A 21,209-nucleotide genomic window follows, 5' to 3' on the forward strand; every position below is an offset into this window, starting at 1 on the left:
GGGGCTGCCTGTGCCTCGGGGCCTTGAGCCCAAGGACTGGGCGCTCCCGTGTTGGTCGTCCTCACCCGGGGTGAAGGGTTCCGTCCTCAAACGCCGGACGGGCTGAATTGGTCCCCTCGGCGGGGTGCTTTTGTTTGCGGGGGCTGCTGGTGGCCGAGGTCTTGGGTTACCTGGGCTGGGAGGTCTTGTTCTGTTGTGCTTGGGGGGTGCTATCGGGGGTGACTCCTCAGCGTCGACGGCCTGGAGCTTCTTTGATCCGGCATGCGGGTCTTGCCGTCGATCGCTTCCGGGGACACCCCCTGCGCGCCCCCACGCCGAGACTTGCATCCCCTGCCCTCAGGGTCCTGTCCTCCTGAGGAACCGGGGGAGGCAGATCGTGGCTACGGCGCACGCGAAAGCCCCGCCACGTTCCCGAACCGGAATGAGGCGGGGCTTTCGATGTCGGAAGTACTGCGCTGGGCGTGCTGCCTCGGCCGGTCAGATGGTACTGAACTCTCCGGCCTTGACACCCATCACGAAGGAAGCGAACGCACCAGTGGGGATATCCAGTACGGGCCCGCTCAGGGTCTTGGAGTCACGGACGGGGACTATGCCGTGCGAGGCTGCCAGATTGACGGCAACCTCAACGCACTGCCCCCCGCCGCCGCTGTATGAAGACTTGATCCAGATATGAGGTTCGGTCGTCACGAAGTGCCCTTTCGTACCAGTTCGATCATGGCCATAGAGCCCGACTGCGGAAGCGCGTGCTTCTGCAACTGATGGTAGGCCGTCAGCAGGGGCAACACGGAGTTGGTCTCACGGTCTAGATGCCCACGGGTGGCGGACTCGGCATAGGACATGAGGGATCGGTCGGCCATAGTCAGCACCGTTATCGGCAAGCTGAACGGCCGACGAACCCCCATCGCGAAGTCTGCGACTTGCAACGTGACGTTCGGCTGCTTGGCAAACGCGATCAGTTTCGCCAACTGGTCTTCCATTACGTCGCGTTCACCAACTGGTCGACGGATACAACTTTCGTCCAACACCATATGGATCAACGGCGGTGGATTCCGAACGAGCGCCGCTTGCCGCTCGGCAACAAGTGACACCCGCTCGTGCGCCTGCTCGGCGGTGCTCGCTCCCCGCTCGACGTGGCCCGCCTCGATCGCTGCCGCGTACTCAGCCGTCTGAAGCAACCCAGGGATGACACCGACTTCGTACACCCTGATCTCCGCAGCCCGGCCCTCGTATCCCACGTACTCCGGGAAGCCTTCCAGCAGGGCGCCGTGTCGGATCTCGCGCCACGCACGTTCGAACGTATCTGCAGTGCCCGCCATGCCAAATGCGGAGTCAGCACTGCGCGAGAAACGCAAAGTGGGAAGCTTGCGAGCAGTTTCGACGGCGGAAATGTGCCCACTGGAGAACCCCATCAGGGCTGAAAGGTCGTCTTGCTTCCAGCCGCGTGCAACGCGTGAGCTGCGTAAACGCGCGCCGAATGCTGCCTGCGGGGAGCTGTCCGGGTTTAGCTCTTTGCGGTTCAACAGGTACCACCAACTTATCTAGCGGATATGCCACGTTGATCGGACTTCGACTCTAGGCCACGCTGACTCCACTTGGTAGTGGAATCACTACGGAGAGGAGCGATGGTGTCCGGGAAGAACATTCATCCGAGCGGCAGAACCGCCAAATTCCCCCGCCCGCTGGGGCACTCGTGATGTGTCAAGAGTTCGCGATCGGGGTTGTGGTCCGTGACACCGATGGCAAACGGGTGGGGGAGGTCATGGACTACTTCGCCGGGATCTACTTCCTGCGGCCTCTTGGGGGTGGGCAGGAGTGGAGCGCGGGTGGCGAGAGCCTCAGTCCCTGGGCGCGTTCCGATCGGCTCAGTGCGGCCGAGGTCGCTGCTAACGCCAACAGCACTCGGGGAGCGCTGTAACGCTGGTGAGTTGCCAGCGTTGAGAACGTCCACCCCCTGAATACCCGGCCATGGGAATGCAGCGGGATTATCAAGCGGGGTGGCGAAACAGGCCCGTCCGACCGTACCCGGACAGCGACGGTCGGACGGGCCACCCAACCCAATCTCCCCTGGTAGGTGCCAATCCCCCACCAAGGGACACAAGGGGCAACCACCAGCCCCTGGGCCCCGGTCGACTCAGCCCCCGATGGCCGGGGCCACCAACACACCCCGAAGAACACAACATCGGTGCACGCACCCGATGCGCACACCCAGTAGGGGACGCGAAGAAAAGCGCCCCAAGGAACCGGTCCTACCCAGTTCCTCGGGGCTCACCGAACAGCTTCGAAGGAGCTGAACGACGTATGTGTGATCGTATCGCCCGGGCACTCGTATGGGTGCTGAACACACTTCACTGGACCCGCCGCCCCCAGCCCGGACGGCACTCCGCCAACTACCTCACCACAACAGCCCCGGAACCGAACTCTGGTCCCAACTCCTCCGCTTGGTCACGGCCGTGGACCGGGCCGAGTGCGGAGCTCGCGCGCTCGATCTTCCGGGCCGAAGAGGCGCAGTTACTCATCCCCGAGTGCCGAGAGCGATACTTCGCCACCGCATGGGCCGAGCGCGGCTACGACTACCCCTACACCGCCACCACAGGCGTCCACCAAGTCCCACTCAGTACAGCGGCGGTAGCCGCATGAACATCGACGAGCTCTTCCCCGACATCTCACCCGACCCAGCTGAGCACTGCTGTGACTGCGGCAAACTCACCCGAGCCCCCATCGCCATCCGCCACCTCCACACCACCAACGGGCCGGGGACCACCCTCTACACCTGCCCCCACTGCTTCCCCAACCATGATCCCGGCCCCACCCCCGGCGACCTGATCTGGAAGCAGTAGGAAAGCACCTACCGGCCGGCAACCTCCCCCAGGCGCCTACCGGGTGACGTGAACCCCAGGGGCAAGGGGATGCAAGTCTCGGCGTGGGGGCGCGCAGGGGGTGTCCCCGGAAGCGATCGACGGCAAGACCCGCATGCCGGATCAAAGAAGCTCCAGGCCGTCGACGCTGAGGAGTCACCCCCGATAGCACCCCCCAACCCCAACACAACAAGACCCCCAGCCCCAGGAAACCCAAGCCCTCGACCACCAGCAGCCCCACGCAAACGAGCAGCACCCCATGCCAAGGGGACCAATTCAGCCCGTCCGGCGTTTGAGGACGGAACCCTTCACCCCGGGTGAGGACGACCAACACGGGAGCGCCCAGCCCTTGGGCTCAAGGCCCCGGGGCACAGGCAGCCCCGCCAAACAAGGCACCCCGCCAAGGGACAACCCCAGCCCGTCCGGCGATTGAGGACGGAACCCCCACCCCAGGTGAGGACACCAAAGGCAGGGGCGCTCCGCCAAGAGACAGCTTCAGCCCGTCCGGCGATTGAGGACGGAACCCCCACCCCAGGTGAGGACACCCAACCCCAAGGCCCCAAGTGCCAACGCAAAAGCGGGGGCGCCCAGCCCATGGACTCAACGCCCAGGGCACAAGCACCCCCGCATGGGGAAGGCCCCCGCATGGGGAAGGGCTACTTCAGCCGCGTCCCGGTCGACCGCAGCGCGGCACACGCTTCCGTGACGCGCGCAGCCATCCCCGCCTCGGCCAGCTTCCCCCAGGTGCGGGGGTCGTAGGTCTTCTTGGAGCCGACTTCGCCGTCGACCTTGAGGACGCCGTCGTAGTTGGTGAACATGTGGGCGGCGACGGGACGCGTGAAGGCGTACTGGGTGTCGGTGTCGAGGTTCATCTTCACGACGCCGTTCTCCAGCGCGGTGGCGATCTCCTCGGTGCTGGAGCCGGACCCGCCGTGGAAGACGAAGTCGAAGGGCTGGCTGCCGTCGGCCTTGCCGTACTTCTGGCTGACGCCCTCCTGAAGGTCCTTCAGGAGCTCCGGGCGCAGGACGACGTTGCCCGGCTTGTAGACGCCGTGGACGTTGCCGAAGGAGGCTGCCAGCAGGTAGCGGCCCTTCTCGCCCAGGCCGAGGGCCTCGGCGGTGCGCAGGGCGTCGTCGACCGTGGTGTAGAGCTCGTCGTTGATCTCGTGGGTGACGCCGTCCTCCTCACCGCCGGTCGGGGTGATCTCGACCTCAAGGATGATCCTGGCGGCGGCGGCCTGCGCGAGCAGCTCCTGGCCGATGGCCAGGTTGTCGGCGAGGGTCTCGGCGGAACCGTCCCACATGTGGGACTGGAACAGCGGGTTGAGGCCCTTGGCGACGCGCTCGGCGGAGACGGCGATCAGCGGGCGGACGAAGCCGTCGAGCTTGTCCTTGGGGCAGTGGTCGGTGTGGAGCGCGATCGTGACGTCGTACTTGGCGGCGACGATGTGCGCGAACTCCGCGAGCGCGACCGCTCCGGTGACCATGTCCTTGCTGTGCTGGCCGCCCAGGAACTCCGCACCACCGGTGGAGATCTGGATGATGCCGTCGCTCTCGGCCTCCGCGAAGCCGCGGAGTGCGGCGTGGAGGGTCTGGGAGGAGGTCACGTTGATGGCCGGGTAGGCGAACTTGCCTGCCTTCGCCCGGTCGAGCATCTCGTTGTAGACCTCGGGGGTTGCGATGGGCATCTGTCCGCTCCTTGTATGTGCGGGTTGGCGATATGGGCCCTGACCTTGGGGCGACGTCATCGTCAGCCCCTATCTTTCCAGACTCCCCACAGGACCCGGGCACCCCGGGGGCCGACCAGGCGAGACGATCTTGCCGTTTCTGGCAGGAAAGCAAGATCTATTGCATCACCGCAGGTCAGAGTCGGTCTTATCCCGAGGGAGGCGGTGTGGCTTGATCAGATCCCTGACCTGATGGTGCCCGGAGTCGCTCCGAGCCCGCAAGGGACCTCGGTGAGTGCCCCGGTCAGCTCAGACCCAGCTCGGCGAGGGAGTACGCGTAGAGGTACGGCACCCCCGCCGTCTGGCTGATCTTCTCGCCGGCGCCGGTCGCCCGGTCGACGATCGTCGCCACGGCCACCACCTGGCCGCCGGCCTCGCGCACTGCCTCCACCGCGGTCAGCGGGGAGCCACCGGTGGTCGAGGTGTCCTCGACCACCAGACAGCGACGGCCCGCGATGTCCGGACCCTCCACCCGGCGCTGCATGCCGTGGGCCTTGGCCGCCTTGCGTACGACGAAGGCGTCCACCCGCCGGCCGCGGGCGGCGGAGGCGTGCAGCAGCGAGGTGGCCACCGGGTCGGCGCCCAGGGTGAGGCCGCCGACGCAGTCGTAGTCGAGCTCCCTGGTCAGATCGGCCATGACCTGACCCACCAGCGGGGCGGCCGTGCCGTCGAGCGTGATCCGGCGAAGGTCCACGTAGTAGTCGGCCTCAAGACCCGATGAGAGGGTCACTCGGCCGTGCACCACGGCCTTGTCCTTGATCTGCTGGAGCAGCTCAGCGCGTACGTCAGTCATGCCCATGAGCTTAAGCGGCTCACAGCCGGCGCCAGCGCCAGGTGGTCGAGAGCTCCAGGGGGTCGATCGGGGTGACGAACCTCGGGTCGGTGTTGAGCCCGTTGGGCGGCCCGGACTGCGGCTCCACACAGACCGCCTCGCGCTGCTCGTCGTAGATCACCAGCCACTCGGCGCGGCTGGTGACGGTCAGCTCCAGCCGCTGGGGCCAGGTCAGGGTGACCGATACGCCTTCGGGCAGCCCGAAGCAGTCGTCCCACGGCCCGGGCTGCGCTTCGATGCGGCGGCCGGTGGGCAGGTGGTCCTCACCGCGCTCTTCCTGCCAGCCCGGGGAGAAGTCGACCTGTACGTCAGCGCCGCCGTCGCCGAGGTCGCGGAGGAACCAGGGGTGCCAGCCGAGCTGAGCCGGGAAGGACGTTTCATACGCCTCGACGCCCAGGGTGAGGGTGAGGGAGTCGGCGGCCAGCTCGACGAGTTGGGTGACCCGGCCGGGATAGGGCCAGGGGTCGGCCAGTTCATAGGTGAAGGCGGCCTGGTCCTTCTCGGCGCGGGCGGTGCGCCAGCCGGTGTCGCGGCCGGTGCCGTGGATGGCGTGCGGCGGGGAGTTCAGCGGCAGTTGGTGGACCTTGTCGCCGTTGCGGAACCGCCCTTCGGCGAGCCGGCCGGCCCAGGGGACCATCGGGAAGCAGCCGTATCGCTCCCCTTGGCGCAGCAGCTCGGTGCCGCCGATGGTCAGGCCGGCGATACGGCAGCCGTTCTGGGGGTGCACGGTCACTTCGACGTCCGAGGCTGCCAGCCGGACGCTCTCTTCGCTGCTGCTCACCCTTCGAACCCTACTGTCGCGGTCCGGGGACCACCCGGCGGCCTCCGGCTTTCTCACGGCATCGTGCCGCGGGTTCTCATAGACCGCCCGCCCCGCTACCGCCGTCGGCGCAGGGCGCGGCTGACCACAACGGCGGAGGCGAGGGCGAGAGCGGCGGCGGGGGCGACCCAGCGCAGTGGTACGCCCGCGTTGCTCCCGTCGGGTGCGGGAACGGGTGCGTACCGGCCGCGCGGTGGGGCGTGGTCGACCTCTTCGGCGCTGCGTCCGATCATGGTGCGCCGGGCGTGGGCTGCCTCGGCGGGTGGTTCCTCCGGGATGGGGCCGAAGTCTTCGATGCCTTCGAGCGCGAGCCCTTCCAGATCGACGAACTCGGCTTCGGCGCCGGCCTGCGGTGCGGAGGGGGCTGCTTTGGTGGTGTCCGCGTTCGGCTCGGTCGGTTCTTCGGGCTCGTCCCCGACGATCCCCAATCGCTCGGCGTCCTCACGGCTCACCGGGCCCGGGCCTTCCACGCCCGCGGCCTGCTCGGACGGTGTCGAGACCTCCGGTGCGGTCCCGGCAGCGCTCTGCTCGTCCGCGACCTCCGCCACCAGGCGTTCGGCGAACCGGTCCAGAAGCCGGTGCGCGGCGTGCAGTGCCGCTTCGTCCGAGAGTTCGCTCAGCCGGCCATCCGCTTGGACGCAACCGCTGAAGTGCAGTGCCGTGCCGCCTTCGGTGTCGGTCACACCGACCGTCAGTTCCGTCTGGGCCGAGCCCGCGCCGCGTACCTCCACGCCCTCACCGGTCAGGACGAAGCCACCGTCTCGCTCGGTGATGCGCAGGGTGCCCCGGTAGGTGATCGAGTGATTGGCGACGCGGACCTTGAGCCGGCCGGACAGCGAACCGCCCGGGGCCTCGGGTTCCGCGGTGGAGTCGGTGGCTTCCTGCTGGAGCCCATGGACACAGCGCGCAACCCGCGCGGGGTCCCTCAACAGCTGCCGGACGGTCTCTGCCGGAACCGGAACGAACACCTCATGGTCCATGGCAACCGAGCGTACCCAGGGCGGCCTGATCCGTCTTCGATTCAGTCCGTGTAGCGCGGATGGACCAGGGTCGAGGGCGCGAGCCCGGGCGGCCGGGTGTGCTCGGCGTTCCCGGCGGCGGTGGCGAGCGAGACCGGGGTGAGCGACCGCAGTGGGGGCGCTCCTGGGGTGAGTCCCAGTGCCGGGGTGCGGCCCGGCGCGGCCAGCAGGAAGCCCCAGTCATGGGGTGCGGCTTCGGTGTCGTGGGCGCGATCGGGGCCGGCGGCGAAACTGGAGCGCCGCCCGGTGGCGCGATAGGAGCTGGTGCCGTATCCGGCGGCCCGCAGCGTCGCCTCGACCGTCCAGTACGTACGGGGGCGGGAGACCAGCGGCCCGGCGTGGACGACGATCCGCCCGCCGGGGGCGATGGTCCGTGCGGCCAGTCCGTAGAACTCCTGTGAGTAGAACTTGGTGCTCTGGGTGATGCCGGGGTCCGGGAGGTCCACGATCACCACGTCGTACGGGCCGTGCGGGATGCGCAGCCAGCTGAAGGGGTCGGCGTGCACCACCCGTATCCGCCGATCGCGGTAGGCGTGCCGGTTGAGCTCGGTCAACGCGGGGTCGGTGCGGGCGAGATGGACGACGGCGGGGTCGAGTTCGACGATGGTCACCGCGGCCACCCGGGGGTAGCGCAGAACTTCACGGGCCGCGAGTCCGTTGCCGCCGCCGAGGATGAGCACTCGGTGGTGCGGACCTGCCATGGCGGGGTGGACCAGTGCCTCGTGGTAGCGGTGCTCATCGCGCCCGCTGACCCGTAACCGTCCGTCGAGGAAGAGTTCCAACGGCCCGGACCGGCTTCCGGTGAGCACTATCTCCTGGACGCCGGTGTGGACGGCGACCCGTACGTGGTCGCCGTAGACCGCGGTCCGCGCGGCCTCCTCGAAGTCATCGACCAGGACGGTCGCGATGCCCAGGAGGCACAGCACGGAGAAGTTCGCGAAGAGCAGCCAGCCGCGGGAGCGAGGGGTGAGCTCATGGCGGAAGAGCCAGAGCACCAGCGCCCCGCCCGCGAGCGCGTTGACGGCGCCGGTCAGCAGTCCGCTGGTGAGCTGGCCGAGCCAGGGCAGCAGCAGAAAGGGGAAGGCCAGGCCGCCGACCAGGGCGCCCACGTAGTCGGCGGCGAAGAGATCGGCGACCGTGCCTTCCGCGTCCCGTCGGGAGATGCGTTGGATCAGGGACATCAGCAGGGGGATCTCGGCGCCGATGAGGACCCCGATGGCCAGCGAGAAGCCCACCAGCACGATGCGGGCCTCCCCGGCCCAGGCGAAGGACGCGTAGAGCACCAGTGCCGAGCAGCCCCCCACCAGGGCGAGGGTCAGCTCCAACACACCGAAGCCGACGGCTGCCCGGCAACGCAGCCGCTTGGCGAGCAGCGAGCCGATGCCCATCGCGAAGACCATCAGCGACAGCACCACGGAGGCTTGGGTCACCGAATCGCCGATGAGATAGGAGGCGAGGGCGACCAGCTCCAGCTCGTACACCAGTCCGCAGGCGGCGCAGACGAAGACCGTCAGCAGGACGAGATAGCGGCCCGCCGCAGGGCGCACCGGCAGCCGCACCGGCCCCTGGGGCGGTGACAGCTGCTGGGGCCGGTCAATCATGCAGTAACGCTATGTCACGTCAAGTGCACATCTCGTCACCCACACGTGTGCACCTGGCGGACGGCGGGGCGGCACTCACCGCCCCACCGACTGCGGGACCCGCTCGGCGCGAGCGCCTCGGGGGACCGCGCCCACCCGCGTACGGGTGACGACGAGCCGCCCCTCCTGCGGATACGCGTGCCAGGTACGCCAACGGACCTGGCCCCCCTGGTGCTGCGCCATCATCGCCGTGAAGGCGTGCGGCGAGCCGGGGAAGGTGCCGGCGAGGGAGTTGGGATGGTCGGCGACGAGAGCGAGCAGCTCTTGCGCACGGCCGGCGAAGGAGCCTCGGGAGAGGGTCTCAACCCGGGCGGCGAACTCGTACTCCCAATCACCGAGTCTCTTGGCGACGCCCAATGGTAGCGGTGTACTGCTGCCGGGCATACAGGCGACGGTTTCGGAGCAGCTGCCCTGCTCCTCCTCAAGGAGCACCTGATGGGAGGCCCCGAGAAGTCTGAGCTGGAGTTTCGCCCCGGAGAGTTCTAGGTCGAGAACGGCCAGGGCAGGAAGCGGCTCCCGACCGAGGGCCCAGGCGAGGTCGTCGGCACGGGTGTCGGTATAGGCGGTACTGAGGGTCGTGAGCATGGGTCGGCTCCGCAAACACGCTTCGGCGGTGGACACGTGGACCTGGGCGCCCCTGGCGGAATGACAAGAAAGTGGGGGGACCGCCTGCTCGGGCCCAGAAAGCCGGTCCGAGGGCTGGATGGTTCCAACAGGTTCCGTCAGCGAGGGAATCACGAAGTACGCCTCGCTCACAGTGTTTTTACCCAACTTGAAGGGGTTTCCATCCCCTGGGGGGCCTTACGGTTCAACTGTTCAACTAAGAACCCCGGTAAAACCCGATGAAATCGGTGCGGGTTGCATCGGAAACCTGCGAAACCGTGGGAATCCCCGGAAATCATCCCAAGAAAAGAGGCGCCTGACGGAGCGTGAGCCCCGTCAGGCGCCGTGCAGGGTCACGGATCGCCCGTGGACCGGCTGCGGACCTGCTGCCCCGTGTCAGCAGCCTCCGCCACCGCATCCACCGCCCCCACCGCAGGACGACGAACTCCCACCCCCGCAGGACGATCCCCCGCTGTCACCACCCGACACCCAGCCACCGCTGGAGCTGGAGGACGAACCGCCCCCGGCCGCGGCGGCACGCCGCCCCCGGCGCCGACGAGCCTTCTTCGATCCCTGTGTGACCTGCACCAACAGGACCACGAGCCCCACGAACAGGGCGCCCGCCAAAATGAAGAAGAACGCAGCCATCGAACCCACCCCTCTTCGTCTCCGGAACACCTCCGGAGTCCCCCGAAGCAAGCCCCCCGCACCCTTGCGTAACCGGTTTCCCGGTCCGGCCGCTTCTCGTGTGTCTGAAGAATCCCCAAGGCCCAAGAACGCCAAAGCAGACTTGAGCAAGTCCAGAGCTTCCGCACAGGATGGCATCCATGGCAACCACGGATGCACCCCCGCCCGGCGGACGGCCGCTGCTCAACCGGCGGCTCACCGAGTTCGGCACGACGATCTTCGCCGAGATGTCGGCACTGGCGAACCGGACCGGTTCGATCAACCTCGGCCAGGGCTTCCCTGACACCGACGGCCCCGAATCGGTGCGGGAGGCAGCGGTACGGGCGCTGCGCGACGGCCGTGGCAACCAGTACCCGCCGGGGAGCGGAGTTCCCGAGTTGCGCGAGGCGATCGCCGACCATCAGCGGCGCTTCCACGGCATCGGTCTGGACCCCGACACCGAGGTACTGGTCACCACCGGCGCGACGGAGGCCATTGCCACGGCCCTGCTCGCCCTGGTGGAACCGGGCGACGAGGTGATCGCCCTGGAGCCCTACTACGACTCGTACGCGGCCTGTATCGCCCTCGCCGGCGGGCGGCGTGTCCCGGTGACACTGCGTCCACGGGACGGCGCGTACCACCTCGATCTCGATGAACTGCGGGACGCGGTCACGCCCCGCACCCGGCTCATCCTGCTGAACACACCGCACAATCCCACCGGCACCGTGCTCACCCGCGGGGAACTGACCGCGATCGCCGAGCTCGCGATCGAACGCGATCTGCTGGTGATCACGGACGAGGTGTACGAGCACCTGGTCTTCGAGGGCGACCACATCCCCCTGGCGTCGCTGCCCGGGATGCGCGAGCGCACCGTCACCATCAGCTCAGCGGGCAAGACGTTCTCCTTCACCGGCTGGAAGATCGGCTGGGTGACGTCGACCCCGGAACTGGTCACGGCGGTCCGCTCGGCCAAGCAGTTCCTGACCTATGTCTCGGGAGGGCCGTTCCAGTACGCCGTGGCCGAGGCGCTGCGGCTGCCGGACAGCTACTTCCGGGAACTCCGCGACGATCTGCGGGCCAAGCGCGACCTGCTGAGCGCCGGGCTCGCCGAAGCGGGCTTCACGGTCTACCGCCCGGCCGGCACCTACTTCGTCACCACCGACATCCGCCCGCTGGGCGAGAGCGACGGCTTCGCGTTCTGCCGCTCACTCCCGGAACGCTGCCAGGTGGTGGCCATCCCCAACGCGGTCTTCTACGACCACCGGGCCGAGGGCGCGCCCTTCGTCAGATTCGCCTTCTGCAAGCGGACGGACGTCTTGGACGAGGCGGTGGCCCGCCTCAAGCGGCTTACGCCCTGACGGGCGACCGGCGAACCCGCCCACTCGGTGCGGGCCGGCATGGCCCGCCGGCCCGCACCCGGTGTCCTTCGGATGCCGTGGCGGGGCGTACACCGGGATCACCGTGGAGGTCTCCGGGCTGACCAGGTAACCAACCCGGCCGCCACTGGTCTCGTACCCCCACTGCTCCAGCTGGGACCCCTTCCACTCCTTGGCGGCATGCCTCCCCCGGAGTTGATGCCGACGATCCCGGTGGGAGCGGGACTGCGGACCGGTGCGAAGCGCTTCCAGGCACCGACGCGCGTTCGCCATGCCTCGTCCGCGGCGGCGCGGGAAGAGGGACGGCGCCGAGCCGGTCGATGCTCAGGACCAGCGGGTGGGCCTTCAGCCGACCGGGTGGGAACGCGGGCCTGTCGGCCGGTCTGCGCTCGCATGAGACGGACGGTCAGCCCATGGTCGGGTTGTCCGACTCGTATGCCCGCCCGGAGGTGCCCCCTGTCCGCCGAGACGTCCGCCGATCCCGCCGCCACCCTCGCCGCCACCGTGGGGGCCGACGGCCGGTACGTACCCCCCTGGCGGGCCGCGCTGCTGCGGGCGGCCCCCGCCATCGGGCTGTTCGCCGCGGCGCGCCTCCTCGGCCTGGTGGTGATGGCGCTCTGGGCCGGGCACATCGACCGGCAGCCACGACGCATCCTCGCCCGTGCCTGGGACTCCGACTGGTACCTCCTGATCGCCGATCACGGCTACGGCCGCGTCCTGCGCTGGCCGGACGGCGCGGTCCAGAGCGATCTGGCGTTCTTCCCGCTCTATCCAGGGCTCGTCCGGGCCGTCACCTCCGTCGTCCCCGTGACCAGCGGTAGTGCCGGACTGCTCATCTCCTGGACCGCGGCCGGGGCTGCGGCCTGGGGCGTCTACGCGATCGGCGAACGGCTCCACGGGCGGCGCACCGCCACCGCGCTGGTACTGCTGTGGGGGCTGCTACCGCACTCGGTGGTGCTCTCCATGGCCTACACGGAACCGCTGCTCACCGCCTTCGCCGCCTGGGCGCTCTATGCGGTGCTCACCGGCCGCTGGCTCTGGGCGGGCGCCCTCTCCGCGCTCGCCGGGTTCTCCCGGCCCAACGGCATCGCGGTCGCGGCCGCGGTGATCGCGGTCGCGGGGTGGACGCTGTGGCGCGCGTACCGAACCCCGGACGGCCGATCCCCGGACGGCCGAACCCCCAAAGGGCGTGCCCTGCGGGGGCGGGGCGGCTGGCGGATCTGGACGGCGGCGGCGCTGGCCCCCACCGGTTGGTGTGGCTATGTGCTGTACGTCGGGGTGCGCACCGGCGATCCACTCGGTGGGTACTTCGCCGTGCAGCGCGGCTGGACATCGAAGTTCGACTTCGGCGCCGGAGCGCTGCGGGTGGTGCGGGACATCGTGTTGCGGCCCACCCTGCTCTCCTTGGTGATGGCGCTGCTGGTCGTGCTGGTCTCGCTGGTGCTCTTCGTCCTGCTGGCCCTCGATCGGCCGCCGATGGCACTTCTCGTCTACACCGGGGTACTGGTGTTGATCACCGTCGGCGGCTCGGGCTTCTTCGAGTCCAAGCCGCGTTTCCTGCTGCCCGCGTTCCCCCTGCTGATCCCGGCGGCCCGGGCGCTGGCAAAGGCCCGACCGGGGACGGCGGCCGTCCTTGCGATCGCCCTCGCCGGGCTCTCCTTCGCCTATGGGGCCTATCTACTGACGCTCTCCCCCATCGCGCTCTAGCGGGCGGGCCGGCACCGGGCACATGAATCACCATCCGGGCACCAGCGCAAGAGCAACGCCCGGGGAGTTCTCAGAACCCTTGAATCCCGCACCCGGAGTCGTCTCGCCCACGGACTGACCCGGGTCTGCGGAGCTCGTTCAGCGCGTCAGGGCGACGAAGGGCGTGCCACGACAGAAAGGTCCCCAGGGTCCGATACGACCCTGGGGACCTTCTGGTGCGTGGCTGCTCAGGCGTCGTCGGCAGGCTTCTCGTCCTCGGGCTTCAGACCGAGCTGCTCGGCGAACCAGTTCTCGAACTCCATCGCCGCGCGCACCCAGCTGACGGTGGACGAGACGAAGTGGTCCAGGCTCACACCGGTGCCGATGAGCATCTGCACCTCACCGATGAGCCGGATGGTGGCGCCACCCTCCTCGTCCTCGTGGAGGTGGGTGTAGACCTTGGGCCACAGGGTGCGGCGGTTCCAGTCGTCGATCAGATCGAGGATCTGGGACCGGTCTTCCACCGGCAGCGGACGGTCATAGAAGGTCCGCACCGAGAAGACCTGCTGCTCGTCCTCGCCGCGGAACATGAAGTACGTGCGGAATTCCTCCCACGGCGCGGCGAGGTCTCCCTCGTCGTCGACGACGTACTTCAGCTCCATCTGGTCGAGGAGCTGCTTGACCAGGTCCTGGTCGGGAACGACGGGGCCCGCCGGTCCTGCGGCCTGAGGCTGGGGCTGGCCCCCGAAATTCGGAATCGAGGACGGATCGATGGTCACCGTGGATTTCCCTTCGTACGGATAGCCGCCATCCTCCCCCATGGCGGGGCCGGGGTGGCAACCCCGGCCCCGCTATCCACAGGTATCCGCTCCGAGCTGACCTATTTGCGACTGTTACCACTGTCTGCCCCCTGAAAGGGGCCATGGCCCGGGCGGCGGGCGGCGCCGGCTGTCAGTCGGTCCCGGCCGTGGCTGGGCCCACGATCAGCCCGTCCTCGAAACGCTCCACCCGTACGGTGTCACCATCGGTGACCTCGCCCGACAGGATCTCCTTCGCCAGTCGGTCGCCGATCGCCGTCTGCACCAGCCGGCGCAGCGGACGCGCCCCGTACGCCGGGTCATTGCCCTCGTCCGCCAGCCACGCCAGCGCGGCCGGAGTGACTTCTAGGGTGAGCCGGCGCTCGGCCAGCCGCTTGGCGAGCCGATCGATCTGGAGCCCGGCGATCAGTTCCAGCTCGTCCCGGTTCAGCGCCGAGAAGACCACCAGGTCGTCCAGCCGGTTGAGGAACTCAGGCTTGAACGAGGCGCGTACGACGTCCAGGACCTGCTGCTTCTTGTTCTCCTCGCTGGTCAGCGGATCGACCAGATACTGGCTGCCCAGGTTGGAGGTGAGGATCAGGATGGCGTTGCGGAAGTCGACCGTACGGCCCTGGCCGTCCGTGAGCCGCCCGTCGTCCAGCACCTGGAGCAGGATGTCGAAGACCTCCGGGTGCGCCTTCTCGACCTCGTCGAGCAGCACCACGCTGTACGGGCGGCGGCGGACCGCCTCCGTCAGCTGGCCGCCCTCCTCGTAGCCGATGTAGCCGGGAGGCGCACCCACCAGCCGGGCCACGCTGTGCTTCTCGCTGTACTCGGACATGTCGATACGGACCATGGCCCGTTCGTCGTCGAAGAGGAAGTCCGCGAGTGCCTTGGCCAGTTCGGTCTTGCCAACGCCCGTGGGGCCGAGGAAGAGGAACGATCCGGTGGGGCGATCCGGGTCGGCGATGCCCGCGCGCGTACGTCGCACCGCGTCGGAGACCGCGCGTACCGCCTCGGACTGCCCGATCAGCCGGCGGCCGAGCTCGTCCTCCATCCGCAGCAGCTTCTGGGTCTCGCCCTCCAGCAGCCGACCGGCCGGAATGCCGGTCCAGGCACCGACCACATCGGCGATGTCGTCCGGGCCGACCTCCTCCTTGACCATGGTGTCCTTCGCGGCCACCCGCTCCGCCTCGGTCGCCTCAGCGAGCTCGCGCTCCAACGCCGGGATCTCCCCGTAGAGCAGCTTGGAAGCGGAGTCGAAGTCGCCGTCGCGCTGGGCGCGTTCGGCCTGCCCGCGCAGCTCGTCCAGCTTCTCCTTGAGCTCGCCGACACGGTTGAGGCCCTGCTTCTCCTTCTCCCAGCGGGCGGTGAGTCCGCGCAGTTCCTCCTGCCGGTCCGCGAGGTCACGGCGCAGCTTCTCCAGACGCTGCTTGGACGCCGGGTCGGACTCGTTCTTGAGAGCCATCTCCTCCATCAGCAGCCGGTCCACGGCCCGCTGGAGTTCATCGATCTCGACGGGCGAGGAATCGATTTCCATCCGCAGCCGGGACGCGGCCTCATCGACGAGGTCGATGGCCTTGTCGGGGAGGAATCGCGAGGTGATGTACCGGTCGGAAAGGGTGGCGGCGGCCACCAGCGCCGAGTCGGCGATCTGAACCTTGTGATGGGCCTCGTAGCGGCCCTTGAGACCGCGCAGGATCGCGATCGTGTCCTCGACGGTCGGCTCGGCCACCAGCACCTGCTGGAAACGGCGCTCCAGCGCCGGGTCCTTCTCGATCCGCTCGCGGTACTCATCGAGCGTCGTCGCGCCGACCATCCGCAGTTCACCGCGGGCCAGCATCGGCTTGAGCATATTGCCGGCGTCCATGGCGGAGTCGCCGCCCGCGCCCGCGCCGACGACGGTGTGCAGCTCATCGATGAAGGTGATGATCTGGCCGTCGCTGTTCTTGATCTCGGACAGTACGGTCTTGAGCCGCTCCTCGAACTCACCCCGGTACTTGGCACCCGCAACCATTGCGCCGAGGTCGAGCGAGACCAGCCGCTTGTTCTTCAGCGACTCGGGCACATCGCCCTTGACGATGCGCTGGGCCAGCCCCTCCACCACGGCGGTCTTGCCCACACCGGGTTCACCGATCAGGACCGGATTGTTCTTGGTGCGCCGGGAGAGGACCTGGACGACCCGCCGGATCTCCTGGTCACGGCCGATGACCGGGTCGAGCTTGCCCTCCCGGGCCGCCGCGGTGAAGTCCGTACCGAACTTCTCCAGGGCCTTGTACTGACCCTCAGGGTCCGCGGTGGTCACGCGCCTGCCTCCCCGTACAGTCTCGAAAGCGTTCAGCAGTCGCTTGGTGGTCGCGCCCTGCCCGGCGAGCACCTCGCCGGCCTGTCCGCCCTTGGCGGCCAGGCCCATCAGCAGGTGTTCGGTGGAGAGATACTCATCGCCCAGTTCCTTGGCCTGCCGGGCGGCTTCGGCGATGACGGCGAGGAACTCCCGGTTGGGCTGCGGCGGTGCCACCGTGGAGCCGGTGACACTCGGCTGCCCGGCGAGCAGCCGCTCGGCACCCGCCCGCACCGCGGCCTGGTCCGCTTCGACGGCGGCCAGCAGGTCGATGATGTTCTCGTTCTCCTGGCCCGCGAGCAGGGCCAGGAGAAGATGCGCCGGCGTCAGATCGGGGTGTCCGGCGGCCACGGCCCGATTGGTGGCGTTGTTGAGGGCTTCCCGACTCTTGTTGGTCAGCTCGGCGTCCACGCGTGCTCTCTCCTCCTTGCAGGCATTGCTTCTTCCTTAGAGTGACTCATTCAACCTGCATAAAGTTGAGCCTATTCCACTCAATCTCTCTGCGCCACCCACATGGTGCTCCCACCGTGGACGATCACCGAGCGCTACTAGGGTGAGCCCATGGCCCATGATCTATCCCATCTCAGCCCCGAGTATCTGGCGTTCTGGCGCGAGCGCCATCTGTGCACCCTGACGACCCTGCGGGCGGACGGCAGTCCGCATGTCGTACCGGTGGGCGTGACCTATGACCCCGACGAGCAGATCGCACGGGTGATCGCCAACCGTCACAGCAGAAAGATCGCCCACATCCTGCAATCAGCGGATACGGGCGGGGCTCGGGTGGCGGTGTGCCAACTGGAACGCAGGCGCTGGGCGACCCTGGAAGGGCTGGCCCGGGTGCGGACGGAGCCGGAGTTGGTGGCGGACGCGGAACGGCGGTACGCGGAGCGCTATGAGCGCACGCCGAGGCCCAACCCGGACCGGGTCGTGGTCGAAATCGCGGTGAATCGGGCGTTGGGCCGCCCCTGACCGGGACGCCGGCACCCTGTCGGGCCGCGAATATGAACGCCCTGCCCGCCCGGCCCGTGCCAGAAGACAGGACCGCCGGGACTACCGCCGGCTCACCTCAGGGGTCGCATGCACGCGAAACCGCACAGATGCCGCCACCCTCACGGACCCTCGCGGCCGTATGCACGGGGGGCGGGCACATACGGCCGCGAGGGCGAAACCGGCGCGGGGACGGGGGCGCCTTCAGGGCCCCGCGGGCAGGCGCCTCGCGGGGAAAAGCACAGTGGTGCCATCGCGTTTCAGGTCCGCGATGGCACCACTGTGTGGGGGAAGTACCCGAGCGATCTTTTTCGACGGGGGAATCGCTCAGGCACTGCGGGGGGTGGCGGTGGTGGTGTCAGGCTCGACCATCTGCTGGTCGCGCTGGTCGAGGTTCACAAAGATCATTCCGTACCGGATGGCGCACCGGACGGGCTGCGGCGCTCCACGGGGCCTGCGCAGGCACCGGTAAGCGCGGACGTCCTCGTCCTCCTCGCGTGCCACGACGATCGGCTCTCCGAACAAAGTGACCATCAACGAGTCGCCACGGTGGGGGATTGCCGTGACGAGGTCGATGAAATGCCACCCCGAGCGGTATGCCGTTGCCATTTCACGCCGGAAGACCCGGTCGTCCGGTGGAACGGTCATGCTTCTGTGCCGTTGTTCGAAGTGACGCTCCGGGAAGACTCACCGACGACGGCCGGCGAAGCGCCACCCCAGGAGGGCTCACCAAGAGTGACCGCACCACTGGATGGAGCGGCACCCCATGAGGGCTCCCCCTGGATCATCGCCATGCCAGGCTTGTCCCAGGAATATTCACCGGAGGCCACCGCGCCTAGCGTGGCCGCCGTTATGGCAAGAGCACAAAGAGCACGTAGCGTCCTAGACATGGGTGATCTCCACCTCTTTTGATCATTCCTCCTCCCCCGCGCATAAGACGATGTCTCACTCCGAACGCTTGCACCAGCGACGGCAGGCATCATGTTCCTGAATTGCAGGAGCCTGAGGGGGTGCATATGACGTCGAATGGGGGGGAATCCGGACACCCTCACGCAGACGGTGAGCTGTGCGAGGTGGGGAAACGTCTGTACATCACCGCTCTTCGCACCGGGAGAATCGCCCGGTCAGAAGCGGAACCCACACCTTGTCTCTTCGATCTCGCCCTACTGCATCCCGACCCGGACGACGCCCAGTGGCTGCGTCCGGTCCCTCCGACAACAGCGCTGACACAGCTGATACACCCCATTGAGCGTGAGATCCAAGAGCGGCGACGACGAACTGTCGCTCTGACCGATGCTCTTGAGCCATTCATGGCCTTCACCGCTCAGAATTCCACCGTGCCGCAGGGGATAACCGTCCTTGAAGGCCTCACCCGCATCAACACGACCCTCGACCAGGTCACCGCGGACTGCACGGAGGAGCTGCTGACCGTCCAACCCGGCAGCGGACGACAGCCGCACATCCTGGAGAAGGCGCTGCGCAGGGTGGAACCCCTGATCGAGCGCGGGGTGCGGATGCGCACGCTCTACCAGCACACCGCACGCCACCACCCCGCCACGCTCGCCTACATGGAGAAGGTCGGGCCCTCCGGCGTGGAGGTTCGGACGCTGGAAGAGATAATCGACCGCCTGATCATCGTGGACCGCAAGGTGGCTTTCATCCCGGCGAGCAGCGACCGGCTGTCGGCACTGGAGCTGCGGCACAAGGGGATCGTCGAGTACCTGGTGGGGGTCTTCGAGCAGTTCTGGCTGCATGGACTGCCCTGGGAGGAGCCCGTCTCCTACGGCCCCGACCTCGACGGCATCACGGGCGTCCAGCGCTCCATCGCCAAGTTGCTGGTGGAGGGACACGTCGATGAGGCGATCGCGCGCCGGTTGGGGATGAACGTTCGGACCTGCCGGGCACATATCGCCAAACTCGGGTCATCACTCGGGAGTGGCAGCCGTACCCAACTCGGCTATCTGATCGCCCAGTCGGGGATCTTGGAGCATGATTCCTAACGTATGTCCGATATACGAGTGCGCTAGAGGAGGACAAGGCGCTCGTAGTTCGACCTGAAACCATCGCACTCCGGCTTAAGAAAGCCGGGGGCGAGGTGAATGGCGGTAGGCCGTTTGGCGGAAGCTCCGACGCGACGGCATGAGGGCTGGCGGGGGGCCTGGGGGCGGGGCGCAAGGCCACCTCGCCCCACTCATCCATACCTCTCTGCGCCTATTCAAGCCGCTTCATACGGGTTCTGACCGATCATCACCGATCCTCACGGATCCGTTCAGACTTGTGGGGTCTGTGCAGATCCCTACGACCCCGTGTCGTCCCGTGCAGTTCGGTGCAGTTCGGTGCGGTCCCGTGGAGTTCCGCGAAGGGCCATGGAGAGACTGCGGGAGCCATGGGGACGCGGTGGGGGCGCGGTCGGGATCGGTAGCGGTGGTAGCGGTCCGTGGCGACCGACGGGATTCGCGGGGCCGGCCACCGCTCCTGAGCCATCGCGCCACCCGGGTCGCGACGGGAGTCTCCCCAGGCCCGGGACACCCGCCGGCGGGGCGAGGCACCCGTACCGAGGGGGACGGCGAGCGAGGGCCGGGGCATAGAGACACACACCCGCTCCTACCGGCAGCCAGCGGGAGCTTTCCGCTCGGAGGTTACGGAGGGCCCTTAGACGCCCGTCTAAGGGCCTATGGGACGGCAATACGACTCCGGGGTGACCCAAGTAGGGGGAAACGCGGCAGGGAGCGGCGTAGGGCCATTCCGTACGGCCCTCTCGGCGTCAGTCACCGAGCAGCGCCGACCCGCTGGCCTGTGCTGGGTGGCTGGGCGGTGCGGGACCGCTGCCGCTTGAGCGGATCGCCGTGGGCACTCCGTGAGCGGGCCGGGCTCGTTCCTCGCCGCACCCGCCATCCGAGGTACGGCAATCGGTGGGTGCCGGGTCCACGGGCGGGCCGGCAACGGAAGTGCCCCCGGATGCGCCGGGGAGCAGAGGCTGGGGAACAGAGACCCGGGAGCAGAGACCGGGGCACGCCTTGGCGGGGCAGTCAGCGATGCCCGCAGCGACCGGTCGAGGCCGGACGACAACACCGGCCCCAGCAGTCCAGCCGACATCATCAGCCAGTGGACCCAGGAGACCGAGGGCCTCGGCCGACGCCGAGACAGGCTCAGGGCCAGACGCGGTGACAGGCACCGAGAACGGCCCGGAGACTCCGGAGATAGACAGAGAAAGACGGAGAAGGACGCAGAAGAGGATCGATCCAGCGGACGCAGAAGCCCGGCTCCTACGGCGGATTCTGGTGAATCCGCGCGGAAGACCGGGCAGCCGCTGGCGGAGAGCGCCTCTGAAGCGGTCCGGCGAGCGTGGGCTCCAGGAGGGCCGAGCGGGCCAGGGCGGTTCGGCGACCGCCGCCCCCAAGCGTGGCTACTCGCCGCGCTTGGGCCGCCACACCACCAGAGCGCTCGCCTGCTGAACATCCTGGTAGGGCACGAGATCCCGGCGGTACGAAGCATGGACCTGCGCCTCGCGCTGCCGCATCGCGGCCGCCGCGCCTTCCACCGCGGCCGACAGCTCGGCGACGCGCGACTGCAGGGCCGCTACCTGGTTCTCCAGCTCGATGATGCGTTTGATGCCCGCCAGGTTGATGCCCTCGTCCTGCGACAACTGCTGGACGGTACGCAGCAGTTCGATGTCGCGGGCGGAGTAGCGACGACCCCGCCCGGCCGTGCGGTCGGGCGAGACCAGGCCCAGCCGGTCGTACTGCCGCAGAGTCTGCGGATGCAGACCGGAGAGTTGGGCTGCAACGGAGATCACGTATACCGGTGACTCCGCGGTCAGCTCGTAGGGGTTACGACTGCGTCCGGACCGGCCATCCATC

At 68.2% G+C, this 21,209-nt stretch carries 19 protein-coding genes; 7 read left to right on the forward strand and 12 right to left on the reverse strand.

The features are described from left to right. Nucleotides 1–477 precede the first annotated feature (477 nt). Together NBG84_RS23830 and NBG84_RS23835 are read right to left on the reverse strand one after the other, a co-directional pair. A complete protein-coding gene (locus NBG84_RS23830) occupies nucleotides 478–687 on the reverse strand; it encodes a DUF397 domain-containing protein (protein WP_250921606.1) in 210 nt (69 codons plus the stop codon). Continuing rightward, entirely contained in the window at nucleotides 684–1,523 is an 840-nt protein-coding gene (locus tag NBG84_RS23835; protein ID WP_250921658.1) for a helix-turn-helix domain-containing protein, read from the reverse strand. Before NBG84_RS23835 ends, NBG84_RS23830 begins: the two co-directional genes overlap by 4 nt. 170 nt (nucleotides 1,524–1,693) lie before the next feature. Here NBG84_RS23835 and NBG84_RS23840 point away from each other — a divergent pair, with 170 nt between their 5' ends. The 3 genes from NBG84_RS23840 (at nucleotide 1,694) to NBG84_RS23850 (ending at nucleotide 2,837) form a co-directional block, all read left to right on the forward strand. Then, the gene (locus NBG84_RS23840) at nucleotides 1,694–1,915 is read left to right on the forward strand and encodes a hypothetical protein (protein ID WP_250921607.1); all 222 of its coding nucleotides are present in this window, start codon (nucleotides 1,694–1,696) and stop codon (nucleotides 1,913–1,915) included. A gap of 383 nt (nucleotides 1,916–2,298) precedes the next feature. Beyond that, on the forward strand, nucleotides 2,299–2,637 hold the full coding sequence (locus tag NBG84_RS23845) for a hypothetical protein (protein WP_250921608.1): 339 nt from the start codon (nucleotides 2,299–2,301) through the stop codon (nucleotides 2,635–2,637). Further along, nucleotides 2,634–2,837: a hypothetical protein gene (locus NBG84_RS23850; protein WP_250921609.1), complete on the forward strand. Its 204-nt coding sequence runs from the start codon at nucleotides 2,634–2,636 to the stop codon at nucleotides 2,835–2,837. The genes NBG84_RS23845 and NBG84_RS23850 overlap by 4 nt, the downstream gene beginning before the upstream one ends. A gap of 674 nt (nucleotides 2,838–3,511) precedes the next feature. Here the strand turns inward: NBG84_RS23850 and fbaA are convergent. The 6 genes from fbaA to NBG84_RS23880 all read right to left on the reverse strand — a co-directional run bounded on the left by fbaA (nucleotide 3,512) and on the right by NBG84_RS23880 (nucleotide 9,478). After that, complete coding sequence (fbaA, locus tag NBG84_RS23855) at nucleotides 3,512–4,543, reverse strand: class II fructose-bisphosphate aldolase (protein WP_250921610.1); 1,032 nt, start codon at nucleotides 4,541–4,543, stop codon at nucleotides 3,512–3,514. Between the two features lie 283 nt (nucleotides 4,544–4,826). Further along, on the reverse strand, nucleotides 4,827–5,375 hold the full coding sequence (gene pyrE / locus NBG84_RS23860; RefSeq protein ID WP_250921611.1) for an orotate phosphoribosyltransferase: 549 nt from the start codon (nucleotides 5,373–5,375) through the stop codon (nucleotides 4,827–4,829). Nucleotides 5,376–5,394: 19 nt separating this feature from the next. Beyond that, nucleotides 5,395–6,195 carry an aldose epimerase family protein gene (locus tag NBG84_RS23865; RefSeq protein WP_250921612.1) on the reverse strand — a complete coding sequence of 267 codons (801 nt, stop codon included), beginning with the start codon at nucleotides 6,193–6,195 and terminating at the stop codon, nucleotides 5,395–5,397. A gap of 95 nt (nucleotides 6,196–6,290) precedes the next feature. Then, a complete protein-coding gene (locus NBG84_RS23870; protein WP_250921613.1) occupies nucleotides 6,291–7,214 on the reverse strand; it encodes an SRPBCC family protein in 924 nt (307 codons plus the stop codon). Nucleotides 7,215–7,255: 41 nt separating this feature from the next. Continuing rightward, nucleotides 7,256–8,854: a polyamine aminopropyltransferase gene (locus tag NBG84_RS23875; protein WP_250921614.1), complete on the reverse strand. Its 1,599-nt coding sequence runs from the start codon at nucleotides 8,852–8,854 to the stop codon at nucleotides 7,256–7,258. 75 nt (nucleotides 8,855–8,929) lie between these two features. Continuing rightward, nucleotides 8,930–9,478 carry a DUF2617 family protein gene (locus NBG84_RS23880; protein ID WP_250921615.1) on the reverse strand — a complete coding sequence of 183 codons (549 nt, stop codon included), beginning with the start codon at nucleotides 9,476–9,478 and terminating at the stop codon, nucleotides 8,930–8,932. 845 nt (nucleotides 9,479–10,323) lie between these two features. Here NBG84_RS23880 and NBG84_RS23885 point away from each other — a divergent pair. Then, on the forward strand, nucleotides 10,324–11,520 hold the full coding sequence (locus NBG84_RS23885; RefSeq protein WP_425608687.1) for a pyridoxal phosphate-dependent aminotransferase: 1,197 nt from the start codon (nucleotides 10,324–10,326) through the stop codon (nucleotides 11,518–11,520). Nucleotides 11,521–11,973: 453 nt separating this feature from the next. Beyond that, a complete protein-coding gene (locus tag NBG84_RS23890; protein WP_250921617.1) occupies nucleotides 11,974–13,245 on the forward strand; it encodes a hypothetical protein in 1,272 nt (423 codons plus the stop codon). A 227-nt stretch (nucleotides 13,246–13,472) separates the two neighbouring features. On the opposite strand, the gene NBG84_RS23895 is transcribed toward NBG84_RS23890, so the two are convergent. Both NBG84_RS23895 and clpB read right to left on the reverse strand, forming a co-directional pair. Next, nucleotides 13,473–14,003: a type III secretion system chaperone family protein gene (locus tag NBG84_RS23895; protein ID WP_250921618.1), complete on the reverse strand. Its 531-nt coding sequence runs from the start codon at nucleotides 14,001–14,003 to the stop codon at nucleotides 13,473–13,475. A 172-nt stretch (nucleotides 14,004–14,175) separates the two neighbouring features. After that, nucleotides 14,176–16,773: an ATP-dependent chaperone ClpB gene (gene clpB / locus NBG84_RS23900; RefSeq protein WP_250921619.1), complete on the reverse strand. Its 2,598-nt coding sequence runs from the start codon at nucleotides 16,771–16,773 to the stop codon at nucleotides 14,176–14,178. A gap of 150 nt (nucleotides 16,774–16,923) precedes the next feature. On the opposite strand from clpB, the gene NBG84_RS23905 reads away from it, so the two are divergent. Beyond that, nucleotides 16,924–17,331: a pyridoxamine 5'-phosphate oxidase family protein gene (locus NBG84_RS23905; RefSeq protein WP_250921620.1), complete on the forward strand. Its 408-nt coding sequence runs from the start codon at nucleotides 16,924–16,926 to the stop codon at nucleotides 17,329–17,331. Between the two features lie 345 nt (nucleotides 17,332–17,676). On the opposite strand, the gene NBG84_RS23910 is transcribed toward NBG84_RS23905, so the two are convergent. Next, a complete protein-coding gene (locus tag NBG84_RS23910; protein ID WP_153486448.1) occupies nucleotides 17,677–17,997 on the reverse strand; it encodes a Rieske (2Fe-2S) protein in 321 nt (106 codons plus the stop codon). A 368-nt stretch (nucleotides 17,998–18,365) separates the two neighbouring features. Between NBG84_RS23910 and NBG84_RS23915 the strand changes: the two genes are divergently transcribed. Further along, nucleotides 18,366–19,349, forward strand: coding sequence for a helix-turn-helix transcriptional regulator (locus NBG84_RS23915; RefSeq protein ID WP_250921621.1), 984 nt, complete (start codon nucleotides 18,366–18,368; stop codon nucleotides 19,347–19,349). 1,406 nt (nucleotides 19,350–20,755) lie between these two features. Here NBG84_RS23915 and NBG84_RS23920 read toward each other — a convergent pair. Beyond that, nucleotides 20,756–21,208, reverse strand: coding sequence for a heat shock protein transcriptional repressor HspR (locus NBG84_RS23920; protein ID WP_250921622.1), 453 nt, complete (start codon nucleotides 21,206–21,208; stop codon nucleotides 20,756–20,758). Nucleotide 21,209 lies beyond the last annotated feature (1 nt).

It is taken from the genome of Streptomyces albipurpureus (genome assembly GCF_023701525.1).
Taxonomy (GTDB): domain Bacteria; phylum Actinomycetota; class Actinomycetes; order Streptomycetales; family Streptomycetaceae; genus Streptomyces; species Streptomyces albipurpureus.